General features: G+C 39.1%; 12 protein-coding genes and 1 tRNA gene. 12 read left to right on the plus strand and 1 reads right to left on the minus strand.

Going from position 1 to position 12,023, the window contains the following annotated elements:
• Positions 1-12: 12 nt before the first annotated feature.
• Positions 13-88: transfer RNA gene (locus O1Q81_RS05375), tRNA-Asn, on the minus strand.
• Between the two features lie 383 nt (positions 89-471).
• Between O1Q81_RS05375 and uvrB the strand changes: the two genes are divergently transcribed.
• The 12 genes from uvrB to O1Q81_RS05435 all read left to right on the plus strand — a co-directional run bounded on the left by uvrB (position 472) and on the right by O1Q81_RS05435 (position 11,960).
• Positions 472-2,505 carry an excinuclease ABC subunit UvrB gene (gene uvrB / locus O1Q81_RS05380; protein ID WP_386696396.1) on the plus strand — a complete coding sequence of 678 codons (2,034 nt, stop codon included), beginning with the start codon at positions 472-474 and terminating at the stop codon, positions 2,503-2,505.
• Positions 2,505-3,062: a protein-disulfide reductase DsbD domain-containing protein gene (locus tag O1Q81_RS05385; protein ID WP_386696398.1), complete on the plus strand. Its 558-nt coding sequence runs from the start codon at positions 2,505-2,507 to the stop codon at positions 3,060-3,062. The genes uvrB and O1Q81_RS05385 overlap by 1 nt, the downstream gene beginning before the upstream one ends.
• An 83-nt stretch (positions 3,063-3,145) precedes the next feature.
• Positions 3,146-3,553, plus strand: coding sequence for a DoxX family protein (locus O1Q81_RS05390; protein ID WP_386685690.1), 408 nt, complete (start codon positions 3,146-3,148; stop codon positions 3,551-3,553).
• A gap of 140 nt (positions 3,554-3,693) precedes the next feature.
• The gene (gene purH / locus O1Q81_RS05395; RefSeq protein WP_386696399.1) at positions 3,694-5,295 is read left to right on the plus strand and encodes a bifunctional phosphoribosylaminoimidazolecarboxamide formyltransferase/IMP cyclohydrolase; all 1,602 of its coding nucleotides are present in this window, start codon (positions 3,694-3,696) and stop codon (positions 5,293-5,295) included.
• Positions 5,296-5,605: 310 nt separating this feature from the next.
• Positions 5,606-5,884, plus strand: coding sequence for a hypothetical protein (locus O1Q81_RS05400; RefSeq protein WP_386685696.1), 279 nt, complete (start codon positions 5,606-5,608; stop codon positions 5,882-5,884).
• Between the two features lie 361 nt (positions 5,885-6,245).
• Positions 6,246-7,535 carry a phosphoribosylamine--glycine ligase gene (purD, locus tag O1Q81_RS05405; RefSeq protein ID WP_386696401.1) on the plus strand — a complete coding sequence of 430 codons (1,290 nt, stop codon included), beginning with the start codon at positions 6,246-6,248 and terminating at the stop codon, positions 7,533-7,535.
• A gap of 11 nt (positions 7,536-7,546) precedes the next feature.
• Positions 7,547-7,954: a hypothetical protein gene (locus tag O1Q81_RS05410; protein WP_386693608.1), complete on the plus strand. Its 408-nt coding sequence runs from the start codon at positions 7,547-7,549 to the stop codon at positions 7,952-7,954.
• Positions 7,955-8,065: 111 nt separating this feature from the next.
• A complete protein-coding gene (glyA, locus tag O1Q81_RS05415) occupies positions 8,066-9,331 on the plus strand; it encodes a serine hydroxymethyltransferase (protein ID WP_386696403.1) in 1,266 nt (421 codons plus the stop codon).
• Positions 9,332-9,612: 281 nt separating this feature from the next.
• A complete protein-coding gene (locus O1Q81_RS05420; RefSeq protein ID WP_386685707.1) occupies positions 9,613-10,941 on the plus strand; it encodes a CitMHS family transporter in 1,329 nt (442 codons plus the stop codon).
• 119 nt (positions 10,942-11,060) lie between these two features.
• A complete protein-coding gene (locus O1Q81_RS05425; protein ID WP_386693612.1) occupies positions 11,061-11,390 on the plus strand; it encodes a type II toxin-antitoxin system RelE/ParE family toxin in 330 nt (109 codons plus the stop codon).
• Positions 11,383-11,679 (plus strand): helix-turn-helix domain-containing protein, encoded by a 297-nt coding sequence (locus tag O1Q81_RS05430; protein WP_386693615.1) that lies wholly within the window; start codon positions 11,383-11,385, stop codon positions 11,677-11,679. Before O1Q81_RS05425 ends, O1Q81_RS05430 begins: the two co-directional genes overlap by 8 nt.
• Before the next feature lie 2 nt (positions 11,680-11,681).
• On the plus strand, positions 11,682-11,960 hold the full coding sequence (locus O1Q81_RS05435) for a DUF1294 domain-containing protein (RefSeq protein WP_386685713.1): 279 nt from the start codon (positions 11,682-11,684) through the stop codon (positions 11,958-11,960).
• Positions 11,961-12,023 lie beyond the last annotated feature (63 nt).

Raw genomic sequence — 12,023 nt, forward strand, 5'->3', positions numbered from 1 at the left:
ACCAAAAGGAAATGGCTCCTCCTGCGGGACTCGAACCTGCGACATATGGATTAACAGTCCACCGTTCTACCGACTGAACTAAGGAGGAATAATTCTGAATCAATCAAGATTGGTGGCGAATGATAAAGATCTTGAGTTCACTTGTCAAGTATTAAAACGCATAAAACTTGTTCTTTTTTCTATCCACAAAAGCTGTGGATAACTCTGTGAATTAATTTTTGAAAAATTCGTGAAAGCTAGGCTATATCTAGCCTGAAAGCTGTTCCGTTATGGATTGTTCGTAAAATAACATTAATATGAAAATCAATAAGTTAATTAAAATCTAGTCATGATGTAAAAAAATTTTTAAGAAATTATAGGGTATTCTACTTGACAAATATAAGTCTGTGTAAAACTTAAATTTTTTCAGCCTGATTTTGTTGTAAAAATGTGATAAAATGCACCGCACTTTATAAATGATCAGTAGCAAAAATGGCAACTAAACTTAATAGTAAACCTTTTATTTTACATTCAGAATTTAAACCTTCAGGTGATCAACCAACCGCTATTGCAAGATTAGCCGAAAATTTAAACGATGGTCTTGCACATCAAACCTTACTTGGGGTAACGGGATCGGGCAAAACTTTTACCATTGCTAACGTGATTGCTCAACTCAATCGCCCAGCCATGGTGTTGGCACCCAATAAAACCCTTGCAGCACAACTTTATGCAGAAATGAAAGCCTTTTTCCCTGAAAATGCGGTGGAATATTTCGTGTCTTATTATGATTATTATCAACCCGAAGCCTATGTGCCGAGTAGCGACACCTTTATTGAAAAAGATGCCTCAATTAATGATCAAATTGAACAAATGCGACTTTCTGCTACCAAATCTTTTTTAGAGCGGCGAGATACGATTGTGGTTGCCTCTGTTTCTGCCATTTATGGGTTGGGCGATCCTGATAGCTATTTAAAAATGATGTTGCACCTACAAACAGGTGCAATTATTGATCAACGGCAAATTTTAGCCAAATTGGCAGAACTGCAATATACTCGCAATGATCAGGCTTTTCAGCGGGGAACGTTCCGTGTACGCGGAGAAATAATTGATATTTTTCCTGCAGAATCTGATGATAAAGCGGTTCGCATTGAATTATTTGATGAAGAAATTGAGCGTTTAAGCCTATTTGATCCGCTTACTGGTACGAACTTCGGGGCAGTGCCACGTTTTACGGTGTATCCGAAAACCCACTATGTTACCCCGCGAGAACGGATTTTAGATGCCATTGAAAAGATCAAAGCAGAATTAGTTCAACGCCGTGAGCAATTTATTAAAGAAAACAAACTGTTAGAAGAACAACGAATTAGCCAACGTACCCAATTTGATATTGAAATGATGAATGAGCTTGGTTATTGTTCTGGCATAGAAAATTACTCCCGTTATTTATCAGGACGAAAAGAGGGAGAACCACCACCGACCTTGTTTGATTATATGCCGTCCGATGCTTTATTGGTGATTGATGAAAGCCATGTTACTGTTCCACAAATTGGTGGTATGTATCGGGGCGACCGTTCACGCAAAGAAACCCTTGTTGAATATGGTTTTCGCTTGCCGTCTGCCTTAGATAATCGTCCGTTGCGTTTTGAAGAATTTGAGCGATTAGCACCGCAGACCATTTATGTGTCCGCTACCCCAGGACCGTACGAATTAGAAAAATCGGGGACAGAAATTATCGATCAAGTGGTGCGACCAACAGGCTTGCTGGATCCTGAAATTGAAATTCGCCCCGTATCGATTCAAGTAGATGATTTACTTTCCGAAGCTCGAATACGTGCAGATCTGAATGAGCGTGTGCTAGTGACGACATTAACCAAACGTATGGCAGAAGATTTGACCGATTATCTGGAAGAACATGGTGTCCGTGTGCGTTATTTACACTCGGATATTGATACGGTTGAACGTGTAGAAATTCTGCGTGATTTACGCTTGGGTGAATTTGATGTACTGGTAGGAATTAACTTATTACGAGAGGGCTTGGATATTCCTGAAGTGTCATTAGTGGCGATTTTAGATGCGGATAAAGAGGGCTTTTTACGTTCTGAACGTTCGTTGATTCAAACCATTGGGCGTGCAGCACGAAATCTTAAAGGTAAAGCGATTTTATATGCGGATCGCATCACAAATTCTATGCAAAAAGCTATTGATGAAACCAATCGCCGCCGTGAAAAACAAATGAAGTACAACGAAGAACGTGGCATTATTCCACAAGCGTTAAACAAAAAAGTGGGCGAATTGTTGGATATTGGGCAGGGAGCAAACAACAAAGCGAAAAGCAAATCAAAAGGCAATCGGATTGCAGAACCGCAAGCACAGTATTTGGCAAAAGATCCAAAAGCACTACAAAAAGAAATCAAAAAACTGGAACAGCAAATGTATAAATTGGCACAAGATCTAGAATTTGAACAAGCAGCAGCGGTGCGAGATCAGTTGCATCAATTAAGAGAAAAATTTATTACGGAGCAATAATGCGGAAACTTTTTATTTTTTTTACCCTAATTTTCACCGCACTTTTGGCAACATTTACCGCTCATGCTGGGGTATTTGACAGCGAGCCAGTTTTTTTGCCTGCGGATCAGGCTTTTCAATTTTCTGTTCAAGCTAAAAACCAACAAATTGAGTTACATTGGGCGATTGCCAATGGCTATTGTTTATATAAGCAAGAAATCACTACAACAGTAGAACATGGCAAGATCGGTAAATTACAATTTCCTCAAGGGGAGCTTCATCAAGATGAATTTATGGGCGAAACGGAAATGTTTTGCAACGATTTAACGGTGCTTTTGCCGATTTTAGAAATCACCGATAATAGCAAATTAACCGTGACTTATCAGGGCTGTACCAAAGGATTATGCTATCCACCAGAAGAAAAAATCATTGATTTAAAGGCATATCCTGATCTGAAAACCGCGGTGCAAAAATCTCCAGTTTTTAACCATGCCAGCAGAAGCGTTTCATCAGTGGTTGGTAAAACTCAATTATTAATAATTTGGAAAATATTTTTTAACAAAATTTCTATTTATTAACGAAAAGAAATAGGTATAATCTTATTATCGTGTTTATAATACGATATTAAATATTGATTTTATTGTTAAAAAAGGAAGGTAGTATGAACTCATTAAATAAATATTCCCCTTACGTGTTGGGATTGTTGCGTATTATGGCAGCCTATATGTTTTTATTACATGGCACGGCAAAATATTTTGAATTTCCGATGTCAATGACGGGTGGTAATGGTGCTGTCCCAGTATTTTCGTTGTATGGCATAGGTGGTATTTTAGAAATTGTGGGTGGTATCCTATTGCTTTTAGGTTGGTTTACTCGTCCCGTGGCATTTTTGCTTTCGGGTATGATGGCGGTAGCGTATTTCCACGTACATGCAATTCCAGCGGATAATTTATTTTTTCCTTTAACGAATAAGGGTGAAGTAGCCGTATTGAATTGTTTTCTTTTTTTGTATATTTTTTTCCAAGGTCCAGGTGCTTTTGCGTTGGATAATAAACGTAACGAAAAATAACCGCACTTTGCGTCAGTGTGAAAGATTGCAAGCCTGTATTGAGATATAATACAGGCTTTTTTATATATTCACTACATAAATGCAACCGTTTGCATTATAATGCACACTGATTTTTTATTTACTTTCAAAGGAACATTTCAATGCAATCAAATCGTCCTATTCGTCAGGCGTTATTAAGCGTTTCAGATAAAAACGGTATCGTGGAATTTGCACAGGGTCTAGTGCAACGTGGGGTGAAATTATTATCAACAGGTGGCACAGCTAAATTGTTAGCAGACAATGGGTTAGCTGTAACCGAAGTGTCTGATTATACTGGCTTTCCAGAAATGATGGATGGGCGAGTGAAAACCTTACATCCGAAAGTGCATGGTGGCATTTTAGGTCGTCGTGGCACAGATGATGGTATCATGCAACAGCATGGCATTGATCCTATTGATATGGTGGTGGTAAATCTTTATCCTTTTGCTCAAACGGTGGCTAAACCTGATTGCACGTTAGCTGATGCGGTAGAAAATATTGATATTGGTGGACCAACCATGGTGCGATCTGCGGCGAAAAACCATAAAGATGTGGCGATAGTGGTAAATAATCAAGATTTTAATGCCATTCTTGCCGAAATGGATAAACACCAAAATAGTTTAACCTTAGAAACGCGTTTTGATTTAGCGATTAAAGCCTTTGAACATACCGCCCAATATGACAGCATGATTGCCAATTATTTCGGTAAATTAGTGAAGCCTTATTTTAAAGCGGACGAAGAAGATGAAAATGCGGTTTGTGGTCAATTTCCACGTACCTTAAATTTGAATTTTGTACGCAAACAAACCATGCGTTATGGTGAAAACAGCCACCAAAATGCCGCATTTTATGTGGAACAAGATGTTAAAGAAGCCAGCGTTTCCACCGCCAAACAACTACAAGGCAAAGCCCTTTCTTATAACAATATTGCAGATACAGACGCAGCTCTTGAATGTGTCAAATCCTTTGCTGAACCTGCTTGTGTGATCGTAAAACACGCTAACCCTTGTGGTGTGGCATTGGGCGAGAATATTTTGACAGCCTACGATCGGGCTTATCAAACGGATCCGACTTCTGCCTTTGGTGGGATTATTGCCTTTAATCGTGAGTTAGATGAACAAACTGCGAAAGCGATTGTAGAGCGTCAATTTGTGGAAGTGATTATTGCACCAAAAGTGTCGCAAGGAGCCATTGATGTGGTTAAGACGAAGAAAAACGTGCGTTTATTGGCATGTGGCGAGTTTAGTCAAACCCAACAACGTTTAGATTTTAAACGGGTGAACGGCGGTTTGTTGGTGCAAGACGCAGATTTAGGTATGGTGGGCATTGATGATTTAGAAGTGGTCAGCAAACGTAAACCGACAGAAAAAGAATTACAGGATTTATTGTTCTGCTGGAAAGTGGCGAAATTCGTCAAATCTAACGCCATTGTTTATGCCAAAGATAACCAAACTATCGGTATCGGTGCAGGGCAAATGAGCCGAGTTTATTCAGCCAAAATTGCAGGCATTAAAGCACAAGATGAGGGCTTGAACGTGGCAGGTTGTGTAATGGCATCTGATGCGTTCTTCCCGTTCCGTGATGGTATTGATGCAGCGGCAAAAGTAGGCATTGAATGTGTGATTCACCCCGGTGGTTCAATGCGGGATCAAGAGGTGATTGATGCGGCGGATGAACATGGGATGGTGATGGTGTTGACTAAGATGCGACATTTCCGTCATTAATTGGAAATCGGTTTCGCCCGATGGGCGACCATACTTTCTTTTGCTTGTGCAAAAGAAAGTAGGCAAAGAAAAGCACACCCCGACTTCACCGCTTTTCTTTGCTTATTTGGTATTTTCTTAACGCTAAATTTTGAACTCGCTACGCTCAGACATGCAAAATTTAGCTAAAAATACCAAAACGCTCAGGCGGTTCAGACGGGGCCCCAATTTTTGATCGAGCGTTAAGAAAAGTGCGGTGAAGAAATTGAGATTTTATCTTAAGCTACGGAGTAGCGTTACCATGCTTAACCTAGTACGAAGGAGGACATTAATGAAACTATTACAATTTATCAAATCACTATTTGACGATAAATCAAATTATGGTGATAAAACTGATTCTGTGGAATCAAATTCTGAATTTGAACATGGGGAAATAAATCCTGCTACTGGATTACCGATGCAAGGGATGTTTGACACCGCAGGAAATCCGATAGGTTGTAATCAGGGGATCAATCCAGCTACAGGATTACCAATGCAAGGGATACTTGATATTGCAGGAAATCCTCTGGGTTGTAATTTAGAAATAAATCCAACAGGGCATGATAATTAGGTATAAATCTACACAATAAAGGAGATGACTATGTTGAGCTTAAATCAAATCCAAATTATGGGCTATTTAGGCAATGAGCCTGAAATAAGTGCTAGGTATTGAAAATAAAATGGGGTCCCCATGTTTGCCGCCTGAAAATGTTTTAATTTGTAGGAAAATGGCGTCTGTCTGAGCGAAGCGAGTTCAGCCATTTTCCGTTAAGCAAATTAAAATATTTTCAGGGAACAAGGCAAAGTTGGGGTGTGCTTTCTTTTTGCTTACTTTTGCTTTGCACAAGCAAAGAAAAAGTAAGTCGCCATCGGCGAAACCCGATTGTAAAAAATAGATAAACATAATTAGTCATAAAAAAGGAAAACTATTAATGAACATTCTTATTATTGGAAATGGCGGTCGCGAACACGCCCTCGCTTGGAAAGCTGCCCAATCTCCCCTCGCAACCAAAGTCTTTGTCGCCCCTGGAAACGCAGGAACAGCACGTGAAACTACGGTGCAAAATGTGGCTATTTCTGCGACCGATGTACCTGCTTTAGTCAAATTTGCACAAGATAACCAAATCGGTTTAACTATCGTGGGTCCTGAAGCCCCGTTAGTCGTTGGTGTGGTAGATGCCTTTGAACAAGCAGGTTTAACCATTTTTGGACCTCGTCAATCTGCCGCTCAACTGGAAGGCTCGAAAGCCTTTACTAAAGATTTTTTAGCACGTCACAAGATTCCAACGGCAGAATATCAAAACTTCACGGAAATTGAGCCAGCCCTTGCCTATATTCGTGCAAAAGGTGCACCGATTGTGATTAAAGCAGATGGTTTAGCGGCTGGCAAAGGCGTGATTGTGGCAATGACGTTGACAGAAGCCGAAGATGCAGTGCGTGATATGTTAGCAGGCAATGCCTTTGGTGAAGCGGGTAGCCGAGTAGTGGTGGAAGAATTTCTGGACGGTGAAGAAGCCAGTTTTATTGTCATGGTGGACGGTGAACACGTTGAACCAATGGCGACCAGTCAAGACCATAAACGTGTCGGTGAAAATGATCAAGGGCTGAACACGGGCGGAATGGGAGCGTATTCGCCTGCACCTGTGGTAACAGCTGAAATTCATCGCCGAGTCATGGAACAAATTATTTATCCAACTGTACGTGGCATGGCAGCGGAAAATAATGTATATAAAGGCTTTTTATATGCAGGTTTAATGATTGATAAAAACGGTCAGCCGAAAGTGATCGAATTTAACTGCCGTTTTGGTGATCCTGAAACCCAACCGATTATGATGCGTTTGCAATCAGATTTAGTTGAGCTTTGTTTGAAAGCCTGTCAGGGCAAGTTAGATCAGGTGAAATCACAATGGGATCCGAAACCAGCTTTAGGCATTGTGTTGGCAGCAGAAGGCTACCCAGCAGATTACCGTAAGAATGATGAAATTCACGGTTTACCAACAGAAAGTAAAGCAGATGAAAAAGTGTTCTTGGCTGGTGTGGCGGAAAAAGACGGCAAGCTGGTTACTAATGGCGGACGAGTACTTTGTGTGACAGCCTTAGGTAATAGCGTGTTTGAAGCCCAACAAAAAGCCTTGCAATTAGCCGAACAAGTGAATTGGACGGGGCGTTTTTATCGCCGTGATATTGGCTATCGGGCGGTGGCGAGAGAACAAAATAAATAAGTAGGTTAGTTATGACTAAAGTTGTTTATGTTAAAGCCCATTTTAAACCAGTGGGAAAATACGTAGAAATTAAAGTTCCAACAGGTGAAAAGAAAAAAGGTTTATTTGGTGGGGAAAAAGATATTCTGACCACAGAAAAACGTTGGGAGCAAACAGGTTGGTCTGATTGTGAAATTGATGGTAAGCGTTTTTCTAAAGATATTGAAGAAGCCGTAGTTAGTTTGAATAATGATGGTTATGAAATCGTATCTATTTTACCTATTGTTTCAGGAAATTATAATTATCATTATCAAGCTCAAGGTATAAAAAGTGAAAGAAGATTATTGAGCGAAACAGAAAAAGTGACGGGAGGGGCTAGTTTTGGTTATGGCTATGGTTATAGCTTTACAGAAGGGGCAACCATTATCGCTAAAAAATAAAGATGAAAATAATTCATTCAAAAGTGGAATAATTAACAATTAAATTTTAGTCAAAAACAGGGTAAACTATCATGAAATTTACCTACCAACTTTATTTAAAAGGACAAATCTATGTTTAGAAAATCTGTCACCATTGAAAATTACGATCCCATTTTATGGCAAGCCATTCAAGATGAAAACCGTCGTCAAGAAGAACATATTGAATTGATTGCATCAGAAAACTATGCCAGCCCATTAGTTATGGAAGCACAAGGCTCACAATTTACCAATAAATATGCGGAAGGTTATCCAGGAAAACGTTATTACGGTGGTTGTGAATATGCGGATATTGTTGAGCAATTAGCTATTGATCGTGCCAAACAATTATTTGGGGCGGATTATGTCAATGTGCAACCGCACTCAGGTTCACAAGCTAATGCAGCAGTATATATGGCGTTAATTAAACCAGGTGATACGATTTTAGGCATGGACTTAGCCCATGGTGGTCACTTAACCCATGGTGCGAAAGTGAGCTTTTCGGGCAAGATCTACAATTCCGTGTTATACGGTATCACCGCAGACGGTTTAATCGACTATGCAGATGTGCGTCAAAAAGCCCTTGAGTGCAAACCAAAAATGATCGTAGCCGGTTTCTCTGCTTATAGCCAAGTGGTGGACTGGGCAAAAATGCGTGAAATCGCAGACGAAGTGGGTGCGTATTTATTCGTAGATATGGCACATGTGGCTGGCTTAATTGCAGCTGGCGTTTATCCAAATCCATTACCACACGCCCACGTTGTTACCACAACAACGCATAAAACCTTAGGTGGTCCACGTGGTGGCTTGATTTTGTCTTCTTCTGGTGATGAAGAAATGTACAAAAAATTCCAATCCGCGGTATTCCCTGCGGGTCAAGGTGGTCCATTAGTGCATATCATTGCAGCAAAAGCCGTCTGTTTTAAAGAGGCACTTGAACCAGAATACAAAGTCTATCAACAAAATGTAGTGAAAAATGCCAAAGCCATGGTGGAAGTGTTTAAAGCTCGTGGTTATGATGTGGTATCTAACGGTACGGAAAACCATTTATTCCTTGTTAGTTTTGTAAAACAAGGTTTAACGGGTAAAGCAGCGGATGCCGCATTAGGTCGTGCCAATATCACGGTCAACAAAAACGCCGTGCCAAATGATCCACAAAAACCGTTTGTAACTTCTGGTATTCGTGTAGGTACACCATCTGTGACTCGCCGTGGTTTTACTGAAAAAGATGTGGTTGAGTTAGCTGGTTGGATGTGTGATGTGTTAGATGCCATTGGCAAAGATAACGAAGAAGCAGTGATTCAAGCCACTAAAGCGAAAGTTTTAGAAATTTGTAAACGTTTACCCGTTTATGAAAAATAATTAGCTTTTTATTCATTTTAAGCGGTGAGGGAAAATCACCGCTTATTTTATTTATGGATAAATGAACTCGGATAAATCAGCCCAAATTTCTACTTTTTATTGATTAATATCAAATTACTTCGTTGATGTTCTATAGCAAATACAGTATCATGATATAGCTGTTCAGTTGTGCAGTGTTATAATAGGGTTGTTGTGTGTTAAATGCTTCAATAATCTTATCATTTATATCCTTATGAACTCTTATCCGTTATTTTATTTCAATATTAAGGAGAATCCTTTATATGTTTTTAGGTATCGTTGGTATCTTAATGATTGTTATCATTGTTTGGGCATTGATTCAATCTAAAACACATCCAGTGCCGATTTTTGTTATCGTGCCAATTATTGCTGCACTTATTTGCGGTTTTACACCCGTTGAAATTTTTGGTTTTATCAAAGATGGTGTTTCAAAAACATGGTCAACCGCTGTGTTGTTTATTTTCTCTATTGTTTACTTCTCTTTAATGGGAGATGTCGGATTATTTGATCCGATGGTAAACTGGTTAGCGAAAAAAGCGGGTAACAATATTATGTTGGTGACTATTTCAACATCATTGATTGCGGTAATTGCCCACCTAGATGGTGCATTGGCATCAACTTTATTAATTACCGTTCCAGCTATGTTGCCAGTGTATAAAAAATTACATATACGACCAGTAGTGCTGCTTTGTATTATTGGTGCTGCAATGAGTATTATGAACCTTGTCCCTTGGGGCGGTCCAGTGGCTCGTACTGGCGTGGTGTTAAATGCAGACGTGAATGAATTATGGCAACAATTAATTCCATTGCAAATTGTCGGATTAATTATCTTGGTTATTTTCGCAGGTTATATGGGATTAGTGGAAAAACGCCGTGGAGCAGGACTTAATCCAACGGGTAAAGCAGCAGAGCTTGATGAATCTCTCGTTCCAGTAGATGGCAATGTGAGCAAAGCCGATTTAGAGGCAATGAAACGTCCTAAATTATTATGGTTCAATGCGTTATTAACCGTTGTAGTGATTGGTTTACTTTGCTTTACTAAAATTCCATTATATGGTGCGTTTATGTTTGGTTTAGCCGTGGCATTGATTGTCAACTTCCCAGGCTCAAAAGCACAGGCAAAAGCGATTAAAGTTCACGCTGATACAGCTTTAACCATGCCAATGATCTTATTAGCATCAGGTATTTTCTTAGGTGTGCTAAGTGGTACAAAAATGATGGATAATATGGCAGCACTATTGATTGGGCTTGTGCCGAATGCGATTGGTGGACACTTGCAAGATGTGTTTGGTGTGTTAGGTTTACCGATTGGTATGCTATTAGGTACTGATTCTTATTTCTTCGGCTTAGTACCGTTGGCAATAGGTGTAGGACAACAATTTGGTGTCAGCGGTCACGATATGGCTATGGCAATGTTAATTTCTAAAAACTATGGTGTACTTGTTACGCCACATGCGGCGACTACATTCTTAGCTTGTGGTTTAGCGGGTGTTGAAATTAAAGATATGTTGAAATTCTGTGCGCCACGTCTTTGGGTGTTATCCCTTATTTCGTTAGCTTGCGGTGCTGCATTAGGATTATTTGCATTGTAAAAATAAAGATGATTTATTTTTTATTAATCTATTTAGCGGTGGTGAATATCACCGCTTTTTTTACTTGAATTATTTTTTTTAAAGCGTAAACTCATCATAATTGATGTATTGGATCATGTATGTTTGATTTAACAATAACTAAATTGGCATTGAAAGAATTGAAAAAAATGCCACCCAATCTGCAAGCTGCAACATTTAAAGCAATAGAAGAATTAGCATTGTTAGGATTTGAGCTAAAAGAGCCGAAAGTTCGTCATATAAAAGATGGATTGAAAGAGTTGAGGATTAGTAGTTTGGATGGGATTTCACGCAGCTTTTTCTTTTTTGAAAAGAATAAGCAGATTTATGTTATTCATGTTTTACATAAAAAAACACAGAAAACACCACAGCAAAGTATTCAACTAGCCCTTTCTCGTATGAATGAAATTAAGGAGAAATTAAATGGATAAGAATGAAAATTTAGAATTTGTCACTTTAGAAGAATTACGTCATAAATTAATGCAAGATCCTGAATTTGTAGCTGAATACAAACGGCTAGAAGAACAGGAGAAACTTATGGCTAGCTTAAAAGCACAACGAGAAGCTCAAAATCTCACGCAAAAAGATATTGCTGAAAAAACGGGGATGAAAATGCAAAACGTGAGCCGTTTAGAGCGTGGCTTGGTTCACCCAACTTTGGATACACTTTCGCGTTATGCGAATGCGTTGGGTGGTCGGATTGAGTTTGTGTTGAATTAAGTATGCTTTATTTCTTTTTAACCTATCTAGCGGTGGTGAATATCACCGCTTATTTTTTAATGCGAGAAGATAAAAAACGTGCCAAAAATAAACAATGGCGAATTGAAGAATTGGTATTCTTTACCCTTTGTTTTATTGGTGGGTTTATCGGTGTGCATTTAGGTATGCAACATTTTCAGCATAAGACGCAACATTGGCAATTTAAATTAGCGGTGTCATTAAGTGCGGTGCTTTTTTTGATTGTTTTACCCTTGTTGTTTTGGTTTCGGCTGGAAATTTAAATTATTTACCCCTTTCTTCATTTTTTCTTAATACTTATTTGCTTTAATCTTTTTCAACAAAGT

This window comes from Lonepinella sp. MS14436 (assembly GCF_042470565.1).
GTDB lineage: Bacteria > Pseudomonadota > Gammaproteobacteria > Enterobacterales > Pasteurellaceae > Lonepinella.